Genomic DNA, 17489 nt, shown 5'->3' on the forward strand with positions numbered 1-17489 from the left:
ACATGTCGCGCCCGGCCATATTGGTCGGGCGCAATCATTTGTGAACCTGCTGCCCGAACGTCCCCCTTTTCAAACCCGCGGGTTATCGCTAACAGGCCAATAAACCCTCGGCAAAGGACGGGCCCATGGCGGACCAGTCAGACATCTTTGATCTCTTCGTGATCGGTGGCGGCGTGAACGGCACCGGCATTGCGCGTGACGCGGCGGGCAGGGGCCTGACGGTCATGCTGGCGGAAAAGGGCGATCTGGCGTCGGCGACCTCTTCCGGCTCGACCAAGCTGTTCCACGGTGGCCTGCGCTATCTTGAGTACTTCAAATTCCGCCTCGTCCGCGAGAGCCTGATCGAACGCGAGGTCCTGCTGCGTGCCATGCCGCACATCAGTTGGCCCATGCGCTTTGTCCTGCCGCTCCACCCCGAAATGCGGTTCGAGGGCGACACCCCCACCTCGCGCCTCCTGCGCTGGGTCATGCCCTGGGCACGGGGACGCCGTCCTGCCTGGCTGATCCGGCTTGGCCTCTTGCTCTATGACCACATGGGCGGGCGTAAAATCCTGCCCGCGACCCGCACGCTGGACCTCAGATCCGATGCCGCGGGCCGCGCCCTGCGCCCCGAAATGACCCGCGCGTTTGAATACTCCGACTGCTGGGTTGATGATGCACGTCTCGTGGTTCTGAACGCCCGCGATGCTGCCCAACGCGGCGCCACCATTCGCGTGCAAACCACCGTCACCAGCGCCAAACGGGCAGGGGACCTATGGGACATCACCCTGTCCACAGGCGAACAGGTCCGCGCCCGCGCCCTTGTCAACGCCGCAGGCCCCTGGGTCGGCGACGTGGTGGCCAATGTCATCGGCCAGAACAGCCGCGAGGGCATCACCCTCGTGCGCGGCAGCCACATCATCGTGCCGCGCCTCACCACCCATGACCGCGCCTATTTCCTGCAAGGCGCGGACGGGCGCATCATCTTTGCCATTCCTTACGAGGATGATTTCACCCTGATCGGCACCACGGACGAGGTGCACGACACCCCTGACTTGGCCCCCACCTGCACCGAGGCCGAGCGTGACTATCTGCTGAGTTTCGCCAACCAATACCTCGCCACGCCGCTCACCGCCAAAGACATCGTCTGGACCTATTCCGGCGTGCGCCCGCTCTATGACGATGGCGCCAGCTCGGCCACCGCCGCCACCCGCGATTATGTCCTGTCGCTCGACGACGCTGGCGCGCCCCTCCTCAATGTCTTTGGCGGCAAGATCACCACCTACCGCCGCCTGTCCGAGGCCGCGCTGGCCAAGCTCTCCGCATTTTTTCCCCAAGCCACCGCGCCCTGGACCGCCGGAGTTGCTCTGCCCGGCGGGGATTTCGCCGTGTCCCAGCGCGACGCGCTGGTCACCGACCTCACCCGCGATTATCCCTTTCTGACAACAGCTTGGGCCGCGCGCTTGATCCGTCTCTACGGCACCGAATCGCGTGTCTGGCTCGGCACGGCGCAAAGCGCGGATGATCTCGGCGCAGATTTTGGCGCGACCCTGACCGAGGCCGAGCTGCACTGGATGTACACCCAGGAATTCGCCCGCACCGGTGATGACGCGCTTTGGCGGCGCTCAAAGCTGGGCCTGCGTCTCTGTGCAGATCAACGTCAGGCGGTAAGCGACTGGTTCACGGCACAAAAGTGATTGGCGCGGGCGGCGTTTCACGGCACTCTGACCCAAAGACGGGAGAGACCACATGACCTTTATCCTCGCCATCGATCAGGGCACCACCTCGTCCCGCGCGATCCTGTTTGACGCTGCCATGAAGCCCGTCGCAAGCGCGCAGGAAGAGTTTCCGCAGCATTTCCCGGCCTCTGGCTGGGTCGAACATGATCCCGCTGACATCTGGACTACGGTCCTCTCCACCTGCCGCGCCGCGATGAAAAAGGCTGACGCCACCGCAGCGGACATCGCCGGGATCGGCATCACCAACCAGCGCGAAACCACGCTTGTCTGGGACCGCCACACCGGTGAACCGGTGCACAATGCGATTGTCTGGCAGGACCGCCGCACCGCCGATTTCTGCCGTGGACTCAAAGGCCACGGCCACGAAGCTGATGTAACCGCGCGCACCGGCCTGCTGCTCGATCCCTATTTCTCGGGCACCAAGGTCAACTGGATTCTCGACAACGTCGACGGCGCTCGTGCCCGTGCCGAGGCCGGAGATCTTCTGTTCGGCACCGTCGATTGCTACCTGATCTGGAAACTCACTGGCGGCGCGGTGCACGCTACCGATGCCACCAACGCCTCGCGCACTTTGCTCTATGACATCCACACCGGAGACTGGAGCACCGAGATGTGTGATCTCTTGAATGTGCCCATGTCGATGCTGCCCGACGTGCGCGATTGCGCCGCCGACTATGGCACCACGACCCCCGGCCTTCTGGGCGGCGACATTCCCATCCTTGGCGTCGCCGGGGACCAGCAGGCCGCCACCATCGGCCAGGCCTGTTTCGCGCCCGGCATGATGAAGTCCACCTATGGCACCGGCTGTTTCGCGCTTCTCAACACCGGGGACACGGCGGTGCCATCCCGGAACCGCCTGCTTACCACCATCGCCTATCAGTTGGACGGTAAACCCACCTATGCCCTTGAAGGGGCTATCTTTATTGCAGGCGCGGTGGTGCAATGGCTGCGTGACGGATTGCAGATCATCGACAGTGCCGCCGACACCCAACCGCTTGCCGAAACCGCCGATCCGGGGCAAGAGCTGATCCTTGTACCCGCCTTCACCGGCCTCGGCGCACCCTATTGGGCACCTGATTGCCGGGGCGCGGTCTATGGCCTGACCCGCAACTCGGGGCCCGCCGAATTTGCCCGCGCCGCGCTGGAAAGTGTCGGCTTTCAGACCCGCGATCTGATCGAGGCGATGCAGGCCGATTGGGGCAGCTCTGGCGACACCGTGCTGCGCGTTGATGGCGGCATGACCGCCAGCGACTGGACCATGCAGTTTCTCTCCGACATTCTTGGCGCGCCCGTAGATCGACCTGAGGTGCTGGAAAGCACGGCCATGGGCGCGGCGTGGCTTGCGGGAATGTGCGCCGGGATTTACCCGGATATGGACGGATTCTCAAACGCTTGGGCGCTGGAGCGCAGGTTTGACTCGAAGTTGGATCGCCAAACGGCCGATGAACGCTATGACCGCTGGCAAAAGGCGGTTCAGGCGACGCTGTCGGTCTAATCCTTCAGCGCCACCAACAGATCCATCACATTGGTGCCTGTTGGCCCGGACTTGAACAATCCTGACCTTTGCCCCAGGAAATGTCCGGAATCTGCAAGCCGCAATGCTCTTTTTCCGTCCTCGGTCCAGGTCGCGCCGGTGACAATGCCGCCCGCTGCCTGGGTCGGGCCGTCGGTGCCATCGGTCCCTGCGACCAACACCGTCAGGCCATAAACACCCGAGATTTCGCGCGCCAAAGCCAGCGCGAGCGCCTGATTGCGCCCGCCTTCGCCGGGATCGGGGGGCAAAACGATGGTTGGCTCGCCGCCCCACATGTGAATGCCCGCCGGGGCGTCGCGCAACATCGGTCCGATTTCTGCCGCCAGTTCAAACACATCCGCGTACAAGCTCTCGCGATTGGTCAACACCGGATATCCCAGCGCCTGCGCCCGTTCCGCCGCCGCCGCGCGGGCGATACTGTTCGAGGCCACGATATGCGGATCAAAGGAAAACCGATGAAACTCGGGCGCCGCCCCCAACCCCGAGCCGATCACCGACAGGCTGTCGCCCTCGACGTCCGAGATGGCCAGCGTGGTGACCAACTCGCCGCCAAACTGCGCCAAAAGCTTGCCACCCTTGATCTGCGACAGCTCTTTGCGGCGGGCGTTCATGGCGTGAATGTCCAGCCCTTCGCCCAATAGCCGCGTGTTCTCGGCCTGCAACGCCGCCAGCGACAATCCCTTTTCCGGCAACTCGGCAAGCGACGAAGCGCCCCCCGAAACCAGCATCAGAAGATGCGCGTTTTCAGACAGTTGCTGAACGGTCTTCAACAGCTCAACCCCGGCCACAAGCGTGTTTTCATCGGGCACCGGATGGGCGGCTTCGATCACCCGCACCGGCCCCGGCAATCCCAGGTCATGGCCGTATTTCGTGACCACCAGCGCCGGGATGTCCGGGCCAAAAACCGCCTGTGCCCCGGCCACCATGGCCGAGGCAGCCTTGCCCACGGCAATGATCTGATCAGGGCGTGCAATCTGTTCTGAGCGGATGGCGGTTTCCACGGCGGCTTGCCCGCGTACGGCGCGCACGCCGTGCCACCAGATGTCCTGTACAGCGTCTCGGGCCTGGTCTTCCACGGCACCCTCCCTTGGCAAAAGTGGCCGCACACTGGCGCAAAACAAATGTTAGCGCCAGCAAAAACAGGCGTCAGATGTCAAACCAGATAGTGACCGGCCCGTCGTTCAACAAGCGCACCTTCATGTCCGCCCCAAACCGGCCCCGTTGCACCGGCACGCCTTGGGCTGCCATCCGGTCGGCAAAGTCTTCATACAGCCGTTCCCCCTCGGCAGGGGCGGCGGCGGTCGAAAACCCCGGCCGGTTGCCGCTCTGCGTGTCCGCGGCCAGCGTGAATTGCGACACCACCAGCACCGCGCCGCCCACATCCAGAACCGAGCGGTTCATTTTGCCCGCATCATCCTGAAATATCCGGCATTTTGCGATCTTTGCGGCCAGTTTTTCGGCTTGTGCCGTGCCGTCGCCCTGCATGGCGCAGACCAAAACCAACAGACCTGGGCCAATCTCCCCGACCACCTCGCCGTCGACCGTGACCGAAGCTTCGCTGACACGTTGGATCAGGGCGCGCATGCCAGTTCCTTTCTCGTTGGAGGGTTCGCGCCGGGGCGCGTCACCGAAAATGTCGCCGCCCGGATGCCAAAGGCCGCAGCGCGGTTCAACGCCCCGGCATCGGCCCGTGCCAACGCGGCTGGGGACAACAGGTTTTCTGCGGCCAGACCGGCCAGAACCCCTGCGTTAAAGGTGTCTCCTGCCCCCACGGTATCCACCACCGCCACCGGGCTTGCCGGCAGGTGCTGTTGCCCGTGCCGGGAATAAAGCGTCACGCCATCGGCCCCGTGACTGTGCATCACAAGCGACGCGCGCCCCTGCAAAAGCTGTTCTGGCGGGTCCGGGTGCAGCCAGGCGCTGTCCTCATCCGACAGTTTCACGATATCCGCCAACGGCAGGACACGCGCCAGCCGCGCCCGATAGGTCTCGGCCTGATCGCCGATCAGTGCAGGGCGGATATTGGGGTCAAACAGCACCAGCCGCTCCGGTCCCATCGCCTGCATCAGCGCCTCAAACGCACCTGCGCCGGGGGGGTGGATCAGGCTGATGCCGCCAAAGACCCCCGCCTGCACGCCCTCAAGATCGGGCAATGTCATCGCGCTCAGGCTGCGACCTGCACTGCCCTCGTCAAGAAAGGTGAAGTCCTGCGTGCCGTCGCCCGGATGGATAAAGGCCAGGGTGCTTGGCGCAACCACCGGCGTGATCCGCGACAGGTCGATACCTTCGGCGCGCATCTCCTCTTCGAGAAACCGGCCAAAAGGGTCCGTCGATAGCCCGCCAAAGAACCCCACATCCTGTCCCAGCCGTGCCAGCGCCACGGCGCAATTCACCGCCGCACCGCCACGCACCTGCCGAAACAGGCGCGCACCGTCCGGGGACGTTTCCGGCAGCATGTCGATCACGGCTTCACCGCAGCAGAGGATCATGTTTTCAGCCCTGTCCATGCGCCGCCTCAAGGCGGGCTTTGTCCTTTTGTGCGATAATGGGGGCGTGAAGACAACCAGACAAAGGAGAGCACAGATGGTTGAAAAATCGCATGCCGCCGGGCTTTGGCCATCCCTTTACGAACCCTTTCGGCATATGGGATCGCGCCTGGCCGATTGGCTGTCCCCAGCCTCCGAGGCGTCAGCAGACTCAGGCACCTATCGCATCGCCATGGAATTGCCAGGGGTCAGCGAAGATGACGTTGAATTGACCGTCGAAGGCGGCGTCGTCGCGGTCAAGGGCGAAAAGAAAGTCGAACGCGAAGAACAGGGGGACACGTGGTTCTTTTCCGAACGCCAATACGGCGCGTTCAGCCGGTCCTTCCGCCTGCCTGCCGATGCCGACGAGGGGTCCGTGCGCGCGGATCTCAAAGACGGCGTTCTGACGATCACCGTGTCGAAACTGACGCCCCAGGACAGCACCGCCAAAACCGTGAAAATCTCACGCGGTTAAGGTCTCGTTAGCGTTTGGCTGGCCAAAAATGTTGTACAACTTGGAGAGTCAGCCTCGAAAAAGTTGTACAACATGGTCAAACCTCGCCAGACGGACGGTCCCATCGCAAGTTGTTAAAGGGTGGTTACCCCGATTTTGGACCATCCAAAACGATGCAGGTGGTCGACCCGGTGGCGTACAACCTGCCATCCTCGACGCCCCTGATTTCGCCATCCGCGATGCCGGTGGACCGGCCCGCGTGATGCACCGTTCCAATGGCGTGCACCTTGGTGCCTGTGGGGATCGGGCGGATGATATTTATCTTGTATTCCAAGGTGGTATAGATTTGTCCCGTCCGCAATTTGGTCTGCACCGCGCAGGCCATGCAACTGTCCAGCAACGCGCCGTACCAACCGCCATGCACGGTGCCCAGGGGGTTCAGCGTCTTGAACTCGGGCGTGCCTTCGAAAATGACCTTGCCGTCTTCAGCAAGGATCGGGCCAAACCCCAGAGTCTGGGCGATGGGAGGTCCGGAAAAGTCACCATTTACAATGGCTTGCATGAACTCCAGGCCGGACATCTGAACAACGTCCTTCATCTGTGGCAGTTCGCTGACGTCGCGGGCAAAGAAACGTTCTGGCATGGTGCGGCCTCCTGATCATGTCCGATCAGAAGGCCGCATTTCGCGAGGCCGGGCAAGCGGCCAGTCGCGGTTGTTACGCAACGTTCTCCAGCGTGATCCGCGGTGTGACGCCCAGGGCGTGGCACACATCACGGGTCAGCTCGGGGCGGTTAAGTGTATAGAAATGCAGCGAATTCACGCCTTCTTCCATCAGTTCCGTGCACAGTTCCGTGCACAGCACCGTGGCCAGAAGGTCTTGGCGTCCGTCCCGCTCGGCCTTGGCAAAGGCATCGTCCAGCCAGGCCGGAACATCGGTGCCGCAGCGCTTGGCAAAGCTGCGCGTGCCCTTCCAGTTCTCGATCGGCAGGATGCCCGGAATGATCGGCGCGTCGATGCCCGCCTTGGCACAGGCGTCCCGGAACCGCAGAAAGGTCTCGGCCTCAAAGAAAAACTGAGTGATCGCCTCGGACGCCCCGGCATCGATCTTGCGCTTGAGCCAGTCGATATCCGCCTGCGCGTTTGCCGCTTCGGGGTGCTTGTCCGGATAGGCGCCCACGCGAATGTTGAATTTCCCTGTGTTTGCAAGGGCTTCGATCAACTCGACGGAATTGGCAAACCCCTCGGGGTGGGCCTCAAAATTGGCGCAGCCTTTGGGGGGATCGCCGCGCAGCGCAACAATTTCGCGGACGCCTGCTGCAGCAAACTCATCGGCAATCCGCAGAGTCTCTTCGCGGGTGGCATTCACACAGGTCAGGTGTGCGGCCACATTCAGCCCGCTGGACTTGTGCAAGGTGGCCACCGCATCGCGCGTCAGGTCACGGGTTGTGCCGCCCGCGCCATAGGTGACCGAGACAAACCGCGGATCAAGCGGCGCAAGCGTCTGCACGGTATCCCACAGGCGAAACGATGCCTCGAGGTTTTGCGGCGGGAAGAATTCCAGGGAAATTTCAGGTGCAGTCATAATCTCGGGTCCTAACTTGAGGTTGCGCTCAACATACGGATATGAAACATGTAGTCCAATTCATAATCCTAAAGAACATCATGAGTTTCACATGAAGATGCACATCGAATTCCGCCACTTGCGCACGGTACGGGCGATTCACGAGGCCGGGGGGCTGGCGCGGGCGGCAGAGCAGCTGCATATCACCCAGTCCGCTTTGTCTCACCAAATCAAGGGGTTGGAAGAGCAGGCCGGGGTTGAACTCTTTGTGCGGCGCTCAAAGCCGATGAAACTGTCGGCGGCGGGGATGCGTCTTTTGCGGCTGGCCAACAAGATCCTGCCCGAGATCGAAGCGCTGGAAAACGAATTCAACGGGCTGCGGGACGGCAGCTCGGGCCGCCTGCACATCGCCATCGAATGCCACGCCTGTTTTGAATGGCTGTTTCCTGTGCTCGAAAAGTTCCGCAAGCTCTGGCCCGACGTCGATGTCGACATCCGCCCGGGCCTCGCCTTTGACGCCATGCCCGCCCTGCAAAAAGAAGAGGTCGACCTGGTCGTGTCCTCTGACCCCGAAGAGATGCCAAACGTCTCTTTCTCGCATCTCTTTGATTACAATCCGGTTTTTGTCGCGGCCTCGGCACATCCCCTGGCGCAGAAAGACTGGATCGAGGCGCAGGATTTTCGCGGCGAGACCCTGATCACCTATCCGGTGGACCGCGCGCGGCTCGACATCTTTTCCCAGCTCCTGACCCCGGCCAAGGTCGAACCCGCCGCTATCCGCCAGGCAGAACTGACGGCGGTGATCCTGTTGCTGGTTGCCTCCAACCGCGGCATCTCCGTGCTGCCCGACTGGGTGGTGCGCGAGGTCAAGTATTCGTCCGACTACGTGACCCGTCCGCTTACCGAAACCGGCATCACCCGGCAGCTCTTTGCCGCGACCCGCAACGAGGACCTGGAAAAACCGTATATGCAGGACCTGATCCGCATGGCGGGCGAAGAGGCCCGCCGCCTGCAAGAGACCTAGATCAGTTTGACGATCTGCTTGCCCCTGTTGCCGCCCCTTAGCATGGACATAAAGGCAGCCGGGGCATTTTCCAGCCCTTCTGCGATGTCCTCGACATAGGCCACATCACCGCCGATAACACGCGGCGCGACCTCTTTCAGGAACTCCGGATAGCGGTCGAAATGGTTGGAGATGATAAAGCCGTTCACCGACAGGAACTTAACCAGGATATTGCGCCACAGGGCTGGGGCGCTCAGGCCATCCGAGGCCGCGCCGGCACCCAACCCGCCAGCGTTATACCAGCTGATCATGCCGCACACGGGGATGCGCCCGTGCGGGTTCATCAGCGGCAGCACCGCTTCAAGCACCTTGCCACCGACGTTTTCAAAGTAGATGTCGATGCCGTCCGGGCAGGCCCCGGCCAGCGCCTTGCGCAGGTCCGACGCGCTGTCATGGGCGCGGTGGTCCAGGCACTCGTCAAAGCCGAATGTCTCTTTGGCCATGGCGCATTTCTCAGAGCCACCTGCGATCCCGACCACGCGCAGGCCCCGCAGTTTAGCGATCTGTCCGACCATCGATCCCACCGGGCCAGTTGCCGCCGCCACCACAAGCGTTTCACCCGCCTTTGGCTTTCCGTATTCGCTCAGGCCGAACCAGCCGGTAAAGCCGGGCATGCCCAGAACGCCCAGTGCGGCGGTCAAAGGCGCCTGTTGCGGGTCCAGCTTGCGCACCATATTGGCCGGGGCCACCGCATGGCTGGCCCAACCGAACATCCCAAAGGCAAAATCGCCCGGTTTGAACGCCGCGCTGCCCGAGGCGATGACCTCACCAACCGCGCCGCCTTCCATCGTGCCCCCGACGGGCACCGGTGCGGCATAAGACTTGGCATCATCCATCCGACCGCGCATGTAAGGGTCCAGCGACATATAGTGCACGCGCACCAGGATTTCGCCCTCTTTCGGCGTGGGGACCGGCGCGGTTTCCAGCCGGAAATTCTCTGCTGCGGGGGCGCCGTCCGGGCGGCTGGCAAGCACGATTCTCTGCATTTCTTCGGTCATGATGTGGTCTCCTCTGACACCAGAGGGTGGGGCGCGGCCCCGGGTTTGGCAAGAACATGCGGAATGTGACGTCACGGCCCCTGTTCGGCCTTGGCAAAAGGGGTTGCGGGGCGTATACGCGCGGCTTGAACATTCAGTGGGAGCTTTGCCATGCCGGGCAGCGCAAATATCAACATCATGATGAAGGCCGCCCGCAAAGCCGGTCGGTCGCTGGTCAAGGACTTCCGCGAGGTCGAGAACCTTCAGGTCTCGATGAAGGCCGCAGGCGATTTCGTCAGCCGCGCCGACATCCGCGCCGAGGAAATCCTGAAAGAGGCCCTGCTCGAAGCACGGCCCCACTATGGCTGGCTGGCCGAGGAAGGTGGCGAAATCGCGGGCACAGACCCGACGCGCCGCTGGATCGTCGACCCGCTGGACGGCACCACCAACTTTCTGCACGGGCTGCCCCATTGGGCGATCTCGATTGCCTTGGAGCACAAAGGCGAAATCGTGGCCGGGGTGATTTTTGACGCCGCCAAGGAAGAGATGTTCTATGCCGAAAAAGGCGAGGGCGCCTGGCTGAACGACAGCAATCGCCTGCGGGTGTCAAACCGCAATCGGATGATTGAATCGATCTTTGCAACCGGTCTGCCCTTTGGCGGCCGTGCCGATCTGCCCGCGACCCTGAAAGACCTCGCGCGCCTTCTGCCCGCCACTGCCGGTGTGCGCCGCTGGGGCTCTGCGGCGCTCGACATGGCTTATGTTGCCGCGGGCCGTTACGAGGGCTTCTGGGAACGCAAGCTGAACCCCTGGGATATGGCCGCAGGCATCATCATCGTGAAAGAGGCAGGCGGCTTTGTGCAACCGCTGGACCCCAAGGGCCACATTCTGGACGACGGCGAAGTGATCTGTGCCAACGAGCCGATCTTTGACCAATTCGCCAAGGTCATCCGCAACAGCTGATCCACGACCTCGTAGGTCGGACAAATTTGTCCGACCTACATGGCGGCGCACGGTCCGTTAACGGGGCGCACCGCCGGTGCAGAACACCGACGCAATACCGACGTGATACCGACACGTTACAGATGTGGGTTTTGGCCTTTAACCCAAGGCAAACCTGCACGAGTTGCCCCGGGCCTTGTTCAGAACCGCGTCCGCCCGGTTCAGAGTCTCGTAACCCTTGCGATCACAACCGCATGCGCGGCACGTCATGCGGGTCCAAACGCAGCTCGATCAGAACCGGACCTTTGCGCCCTTCGAGTGAGGCCAAGGCCGCGTCCAGTTCCGCCTCTGAGGTGACCTGAAACCCGGTGCCGCCCAGCGATGTGGCGACCTCGGCAAAGGATGGCCAGTGGAATTCGGTCAGGCTCGGGTCCATCTTGCGGTCCAGGAACTGGATATGCTCCGCGCCATAGGCCGAGTCATTGGCGACAATCACGATCAGGTCCAGCCCCAGCCGCACCGCCGTGTTGAACTCGTTGATGCCGCCCATCATGAAGCCGCCGTCGCCCGAGAACACCACGACCGGGCGATCCGGCGCCGCGAGACCAGCGCCAATCGCCTCTTGAATGCCCAGCCCGATGGATCCGAAATTTGCTGTCACCACAAAGCTTTGCGGGTCAGGGGCCGAGATCCGGCACCAGACCTCGGTCATGAAGCGCCCCCCATCGGTGACCAGCACGCGATCCCTGGGCAGCGCCTCTTCCAGCCGCTCAAGCGCGCCCACATAGTTGATGCAGCCCGCGGCCGTCTTGTCCGCCCCAACCGGGTGGGCGGTCAGGGTCTCGATATCCAGATCCCGCGTGAAACCGCTGGCCGGAATTTCCGCTTCGTCAAGCCAGTACAGCATGGTTTCCGCCGTCAGGCCCGCGTCCGCAATCAGCCCCGCATGTGGATGCAGGCTGCGCCCGATTGCGCGCGGATAAACATCCACCTGCACGATGCGCTTGTCCTGCATCAGCTTGCCCTTGTCCGTGGTGAAATCCTGCAGGCCGGTGCCAAAGCAGACGATGCAATCCGACTGCGCGATCAACTCGTAGGCGGCAGGGGTCGAAAGCGTGCCGAAGATGCCGATGTTATAGGGGTGCCCTGCAAAAAGATCCTTTGCTTTCAACGTGGTGGCCAGTGGTGCCTCCAACCGGTCCGCCAGCCTGATGATCTGGTCACGTGCCGCCACGGCGCCACCGCCCGCCAGGATCAGCGGCCGCCGCGCCGAGGCAATCATGCCGATGGCATTGTCCAGCGTGTCGCCCTCGGCCACGCCGCCGGGGGTGGTGAAGACGTCCATCACCTGAACCTCGTGCTGCGTCGTCTGCCACATGAAATCCGAAGGCATGTTCACCACGATCGGACGCCGTTCAACCTGCGCCCGGTAAAAGGCGCGCTCGATGTCGGTGCAGACGGTTTCAGGCGTGCGCAGTTGCACGAACCCGGCGCCCGTGGTCTTGACCAGCTCGCGCTGATCAATGCCCTGCAAATGGCGCGGGTTGGCCACCGGCGTATCCCCTGCCAGCAGCACCATGGGGATATGGCCGCGCGCGCCTTCGGTGAGGGCCGTGATGCAGTTTGTCAGCGCCGGGCCGTGAGTCACCGTGGCCACGCCCACCTTGCCCGCCACATGCGCATAGGCCAGCGCCATCAGGACCGAGCTGCCCTCGTGGGCCGCAGGCACAAACCGCCCGCCACATTCGCGCACAAAGCTGTCGACCATGAACAGGTTGGCGTCCCCCATCAGACCGAACAGGGTCTCGACCCCGTGATCTGCCGTGGCGCGGGCGATGGATTGATAGACGTGCATTTCGGTGCTCATGGGCGTGTCTCCAGAAGGGGTCAGACCTCCTGATAGCCGAGGCTTGACGCGGAGAATGCGCGAAGGTTCGATTTTCCAAGGTCATTTTGCGGCGGGTTTGACAAAACTCGCGCTTTGATGCGGAATTCCCGCATATCCCTTAACGCGTCAACGAATCTGTGAAATGCCGGGCCGCATGGCGATGGCCGGGTCACGCCTTGGGGGCGTGCACGCGGTCAGAAACCACAAACGGTTCAGCGTTGGTCCGAAGGGTGATTGATACCGTCGGTCCAGCCAATCGGCTCCATCTCGCGTGGGTTGATGCCCTCGATGGCCCCCAGGTTCACGCCGAATTCGTTGGGATCGGCGCGGCGCTGGTGGTGAGTGTAAATCCCGCAGGTCTTGCAGAAATAGTGTTTCGCCGTGTTGGTATTCCATTGGTAGAGCGACAGGTTGTCCGCCCCCCTGACGATACGTAGCCGATCCAGCGGCACCCCCAGCATCGGCGCGCCCCGGCGGCGGCAGAATGAACAGTCACAGCGCCGCGCCGTCGAAAGCTCTTCGACCGGGTCGATCTCCAGCTCAACTGCGCCACAATGGCAGATCACGGAATAGGTCATTTGCGTCTCCGTACGATTGGGATGACCGAGCCTGTTTGCTCGTAATGCGCTTCGGGATGGGGCGGGCTGCCTGCGGTTTCCTGCCAATACCCACGCCCGCCGCGTTTCAAAAATGTCGGCAAGATCAGCAGCATTCCGGCGATGAACCCGCCTGCGTGTGCCCAATAGGCCACCCCGCCCCCATCGGTGTCGATGAGCACACCCATAAACAGCTGCAACCCGAACCAAAGCCCCAACATGATCCAGGCGGGCAGGGGTAAGATCTTGAAAAAGATTATGAAAATCATGATCACGTCGACCCGCGCCCTGGGAAACAAGACAAGGTATCCGCCCATGATCCCGGCAATGGCACCCGAAGCACCGACCATCGGAACATCCGACCACGGATCCGCCAGCACCTGCGCGCCCCCGGCCGCGAGACCACACAGGAGGTAAAAGATCAGGAACCCCACATGGCCCAGCGTATCCTCGAGATTGTCGCCAAAGATCCACAGGAAAAGCATATTGCCTGCCAGGTGCATCAGCCCCCCATGCAGGAACATCGAGGTCACCAACCCCAGTTGCCCCGAGCCTTGCGTGAACTCATAGGGGATCAGTGCCCAGTCTTCAAAGAAACTGCGCAGACGATAGCTTTCGTCCAGCATCGGCATGTAGCTTAAGAAAACGACAACATTCAGCGCCATCAGCGCGTAGACGACATAGGGCGTGCGCCCCGAGGGGTTGTGATCGCGTATTGGAAACATGCGCCCAATGTGGCGGAATTGGTGGGGGCGTCAAGCCGCCCCGCCCAAAAGTGCTGCATTGCCCCCGGCTGCGGTTGTATCGACACAGACATGGCGTTCGCCCACGGCCCGCGCACGATCCGGCACCCCCGTGATCAACGGCAGGATCGGGCCGCGGCGTCTGGCGAGCGCCTGCTCGCAGGCCTGAGCCAGACCCGACTCCCCCCACCACAGAACGCCGGAAAACCCGCTGAGCGTGGTCAGGTCTTCGGGGGCGATCTGTCCGGTGGCCTGCACCGCGACACCGCCATGGGCCGTGACAGCCGCCGCCTGCGCTGCGGCGGCCTCAGCCCCGGGGCCCAGACACAGAACCGGTGGGCGGGCAAAGGTGGTCAGGCGGTTGGATTCGCCGGTCGGCCCGGGCAGGGACGTTGAGTGATCCGCAGGTCTCTCCGTCGCCGCATCAATCAGGCTTTGAAGCACATCCCTTGGCATCGGGGTCTCCCAATGACCGGCCTCTTGCGGTTCGGGGCGCGCAAACCGGGCCATGTAGTGGGGCCCGCCCGCCTTGGGGCCGGTGCCGGAAAGCCCTTCACCACCAAAGGGTTGCGAGCCGACGATGGCACCGATCTGATTGCGGTTCACATAGATGTTGCCCGCATGCACCCGGTCCGAGACATGCTGCACCCGGTCGTCAATCCGGGTCTGCAGGCCAAAGGTCAGCCCGTATCCGGTGGCGTTGATCGCATCGATCACGGCATCCAGCTCATCCGCGCGGAAGGTCGCCACATGCAGCACCGGGCCAAAGATTTCGCGCTCAAGATCGGCAATGCCGGTCACCCGGATCAGGGTGGGCGCAATAAACGTCCCGGTCTGCGGCACCTCTCTTTGATACATGACCCGGCCCTCGGCTTCGGCCTGGGCAATATGCGCGGCAATACCGGCCTGTGCGTCGGCATCAATGACGGGGCCACTGTCGGTGTGCAGGGTCCAGGGGTTGCCCACGTGCAGCTCTTTCATCGCGCCGGTCAGCATCTCGATCAGGCCCTCGGCAATGTCTTCCTGCACATAGAGGCAGCGCAGCGCCGAACACCTCTGACCCGCCGACTGGAACGCGCTCTCGACGATGGCGGTCACGGCCTGTTCGGGCAGGGCGGTCGAGTCGACAATCATCGCGTTCAACCCGCCGGTCTCGGCAATCAGCGGCGCACCGGGGGCAAGGTGTTCAGCCATGGCGCTGCGGATCTTCAGCGCGGTTTCGGTCGAGCCTGTAAAGGCAACACCATTCACGCGGCGGTCCGAGGTCAGCATCGCACCCACATCGCCCGCACCCGGCAAAAGCTGCAGGGCCGACCGTGGCACCCCGGCCAGATGCAACAGCCTCACGGCCTCATGGGCAATCAGCGGTGTCTGCTCGGCGGGTTTGGCCAGAACCGCATTGCCGGTCGCCAGCGCTGCCGCGATCTGGCCGGTAAAGATCGCGAGCGGGAAGTTCCACGGGCTGATACAGGTGAAATTACCCGCAGGCGCGGCCTTGGGCGCGTTGGCGCCATAATACCGCAGGAAATCCACCGCCTCGCGCAGCTCTGCGACCGCGTCCAGCTGGGTCTTGCCCGCTTCCCGCGCCAACAGCGCGAATAGCATGGCAAAGTTCTCTTCATAGAGATCGGCGGCGCGGTTCAGGATGGCACCACGCTCTTTGCGCGACACCGACCACGGGTGCGCCGAGGCAAGGGCCGCGTCGACATCTTGCGCACTCGCCGTCGCAACGGTGCCGGGCTGATCCGCGGGCAGGGCCGGGTTTTGCACCGGCTGCGGGGCATTGGGATGCGCCGCGCCCACGATCAGCGGTCCGGCCTCCCAGGTGGCGGTCAGAAAGGGCGCGCGTGTCGCCTCAATATGGTCAAGGGTCGGCTGATCCCGCAGATCGAACCCTTTGGAATTCACCCGCTCCGGCGCAAACAGCTCTGGTCCTGTGGGCAACGGTGCATGCTGGTCCTCGGCCAGGGCCAGAAACGGATCACGCGCGACCTCTTCCGCCGGAACCTCTTCGTCGACGATCTGGTTCACGAAAGACGAGTTCGCCCCGTTTTCCAACAGCCGTCGCACCAGATAGGCCAACAGATCCCGGTGTGCCCCGACCGGCGCATAAATCCGGCAGCGGGTGTTTTGTGCAGTCAAAACAATGTCATGCAGGGCCTCACCCATGCCGTGCAAACGCTGGAATTCATATGCCGCCGGGTCGTCTGCCATCTCGAGGATGGCCGCAACCGTATGGGCGTTATGGGTGGCAAACTGCGGATAAATCCGGTCGGTCATGCCCAGCAGTTTGCGGGCATTGGCGATATAGCTGACATCGGTGGCCGCCTTGGAGGTGAAGACCGGGAACCCTTCGACCCCCAGCACCTGCGCATTCTTGATCTCGGTGTCCCAATAGGCGCCCTTGACCAGCCGCACCATCAGCTTGCGGTCATGTTTCTCGGCCAGTTCATAGAGGAAATCCAGCGTTGGACCTGCGCGTTTGCCATAGGCCTGCACCACGACACCAAAGCCGTCCCAACCGGCCAGCGCCGGTTCCGCCAACACGGTTTCGATGACATCCATCGACAGGGACAGACGATCCGCCTCTTCCGCGTCGATGTTCAGCCCCATGCCGGCCGATTTGGCGAGCAGCATCAGCGACCGCAGACGCGGCACCAGCTCATCCATGACCCGCGCCCGCTGCGCCACTTCATAGCGGGGATGCAGCGCCGACAGCTTCACCGAAATGCCGGGATTTTCGCGAATGTCGTCATGGGTGCAAGCCGCCGCAATCGCCGTGATCGCACGGGAATAGGCAAGGTGATAGCGCATGGCATCGGCGTCCGTCTTGGCCGCTTCGCCCAGCATGTCATAGGAATAGGTATAACCCATTTCCTCCATCTTGGCCGCACGTTCCATGGCGCTCACGATCGTCTCGCCCAGCACGAACTGACGGCCCATTTCCTTCATCGCGCGCCCCACGGCGGTGCGGATAACAGGTTCACCCAGCCGTTTGACGGCCCCGCGCAGCGTGCCGATCAGCCCCGGTTCCCGGTCCTCCAGCACCTTGCCCGTCAGCATCAGCGCCCAGGTCGACGCATTGACCAGAGACGAGGTGGATTCCCCCAGGTGCTTGCCCCAGTTCGACGGCGCAATCTTGTCCTCGATCAGCGCGTCGATGGTCTCCGCATCCGGCACCCGCAACAGCGCCTCAGCCAGACACATCAGCGCAATGCCCTCGTCCGTCGACAGCCCGTATTCCGCAAGGAACACTTCCATCAGGCCGGGGTTCGTGGTGTCGCGGATGGCGCGCACCAGATCCGCCGCCTGCGCGCAGATCCGGGTGCGATCCTCTTCGGACAGGGCGGCGTCCTGAATCAGCGTCTCCACTAGCGTGGCTTCATCACAATAGGTCAGGGTATCAATCAGGGAACGGGCATTCATTGGGCGTGACTCCATCTGTTTCAGACAGTATATCAAGAGGATCGCGGTCGAATGTCCCGAA

General features: G+C 62.8%; 15 protein-coding genes. 5 read left to right on the top strand and 10 right to left on the bottom strand.

All coding sequences use genetic code 11. The annotated features are described in order from the left end of the window. The first annotated feature begins 125 nt into the window (after positions 1-125). Both glpD and glpK read left to right on the top strand, forming a co-directional pair. The gene (gene glpD, locus EK369_RS15080; RefSeq protein WP_127115102.1) at positions 126-1676 is read left to right on the top strand and encodes a glycerol-3-phosphate dehydrogenase; all 1551 of its coding nucleotides are present in this window, start codon (positions 126-128) and stop codon (positions 1674-1676) included. A gap of 52 nt (positions 1677-1728) precedes the next feature. Continuing rightward, the gene (gene glpK, locus EK369_RS15085) at positions 1729-3213 is read left to right on the top strand and encodes a glycerol kinase GlpK (RefSeq protein WP_127115103.1); all 1485 of its coding nucleotides are present in this window, start codon (positions 1729-1731) and stop codon (positions 3211-3213) included. Here glpK and EK369_RS15090 read toward each other — a convergent pair. From EK369_RS15090 to EK369_RS15100, 3 genes are all read right to left on the bottom strand, one after another. Continuing rightward, positions 3210-4328, bottom strand: coding sequence for a glycerate kinase type-2 family protein (locus tag EK369_RS15090; RefSeq protein WP_127115104.1), 1119 nt, complete (start codon positions 4326-4328; stop codon positions 3210-3212). The genes glpK and EK369_RS15090 overlap by 4 nt on opposite strands. A gap of 70 nt (positions 4329-4398) precedes the next feature. Further along, positions 4399-4836, bottom strand: coding sequence for a D-aminoacyl-tRNA deacylase (dtd, locus tag EK369_RS15095; RefSeq protein WP_127115105.1), 438 nt, complete (start codon positions 4834-4836; stop codon positions 4399-4401). Next, complete coding sequence (locus EK369_RS15100; RefSeq protein ID WP_235871437.1) at positions 4824-5759, bottom strand: carbohydrate kinase family protein; 936 nt, start codon at positions 5757-5759, stop codon at positions 4824-4826. The genes dtd and EK369_RS15100 overlap by 13 nt, the downstream gene beginning before the upstream one ends. 76 nt (positions 5760-5835) lie before the next feature. Here EK369_RS15100 and EK369_RS15105 point away from each other — a divergent pair, with 76 nt between their 5' ends. After that, positions 5836-6252 carry an Hsp20/alpha crystallin family protein gene (locus tag EK369_RS15105; RefSeq protein WP_127115106.1) on the top strand — a complete coding sequence of 139 codons (417 nt, stop codon included), beginning with the start codon at positions 5836-5838 and terminating at the stop codon, positions 6250-6252. A gap of 124 nt (positions 6253-6376) precedes the next feature. Here the strand turns inward: EK369_RS15105 and EK369_RS15110 are convergent, their stop codons facing one another. After that, on the bottom strand, positions 6377-6874 hold the full coding sequence (locus EK369_RS15110) for a PaaI family thioesterase (protein ID WP_127115107.1): 498 nt from the start codon (positions 6872-6874) through the stop codon (positions 6377-6379). 73 nt (positions 6875-6947) lie between these two features. After that, positions 6948-7814, bottom strand: a complete 867-nt coding sequence (metF, locus tag EK369_RS15115) for a methylenetetrahydrofolate reductase [NAD(P)H] (RefSeq protein ID WP_127115108.1) — start codon at positions 7812-7814, stop codon at positions 6948-6950. A 97-nt stretch (positions 7815-7911) separates the two neighbouring features. Between metF and EK369_RS15120 the strand changes: the two genes are divergently transcribed. After that, a complete protein-coding gene (locus tag EK369_RS15120; RefSeq protein WP_127115172.1) occupies positions 7912-8817 on the top strand; it encodes a LysR family transcriptional regulator in 906 nt (301 codons plus the stop codon). Here the strand turns inward: EK369_RS15120 and curA are convergent. Continuing rightward, positions 8814-9854: an NADPH-dependent curcumin/dihydrocurcumin reductase gene (gene curA, locus EK369_RS15125; protein WP_127115109.1), complete on the bottom strand. Its 1041-nt coding sequence runs from the start codon at positions 9852-9854 to the stop codon at positions 8814-8816. The two genes, EK369_RS15120 and curA, sit on opposite strands and share 4 nt — an antisense overlap. A gap of 150 nt (positions 9855-10004) precedes the next feature. On the opposite strand from curA, the gene EK369_RS15130 reads away from it, so the two are divergent. Then, a complete protein-coding gene (locus EK369_RS15130) occupies positions 10005-10796 on the top strand; it encodes an inositol monophosphatase family protein (protein ID WP_127115110.1) in 792 nt (263 codons plus the stop codon). A gap of 223 nt (positions 10797-11019) precedes the next feature. Here the strand turns inward: EK369_RS15130 and EK369_RS15135 are convergent, their stop codons facing one another. The 4 genes from EK369_RS15135 to putA all read right to left on the bottom strand — a co-directional run bounded on the left by EK369_RS15135 (position 11020) and on the right by putA (position 17428). Continuing rightward, positions 11020-12642 (bottom strand): thiamine pyrophosphate-binding protein, encoded by a 1623-nt coding sequence (locus EK369_RS15135; protein ID WP_127115111.1) that lies wholly within the window; start codon positions 12640-12642, stop codon positions 11020-11022. Between the two features lie 233 nt (positions 12643-12875). Continuing rightward, positions 12876-13241 carry a GFA family protein gene (locus EK369_RS15140; protein ID WP_127115112.1) on the bottom strand — a complete coding sequence of 122 codons (366 nt, stop codon included), beginning with the start codon at positions 13239-13241 and terminating at the stop codon, positions 12876-12878. Continuing rightward, positions 13238-13984: a rhomboid family intramembrane serine protease gene (locus tag EK369_RS15145; RefSeq protein WP_127115113.1), complete on the bottom strand. Its 747-nt coding sequence runs from the start codon at positions 13982-13984 to the stop codon at positions 13238-13240. The genes EK369_RS15140 and EK369_RS15145 overlap by 4 nt, the downstream gene beginning before the upstream one ends. A 30-nt stretch (positions 13985-14014) precedes the next feature. Further along, complete coding sequence (gene putA / locus EK369_RS15150) at positions 14015-17428, bottom strand: bifunctional proline dehydrogenase/L-glutamate gamma-semialdehyde dehydrogenase PutA (protein ID WP_127115114.1); 3414 nt, start codon at positions 17426-17428, stop codon at positions 14015-14017. Between the last annotated feature and the right edge of the window lie 61 nt (positions 17429-17489).

Origin of the sequence: Shimia sediminis (assembly GCF_003990645.1) — a bacterium.
In the GTDB taxonomy this organism is placed as follows: Bacteria; Pseudomonadota; Alphaproteobacteria; order Rhodobacterales; family Rhodobacteraceae; genus Shimia; species Shimia sediminis.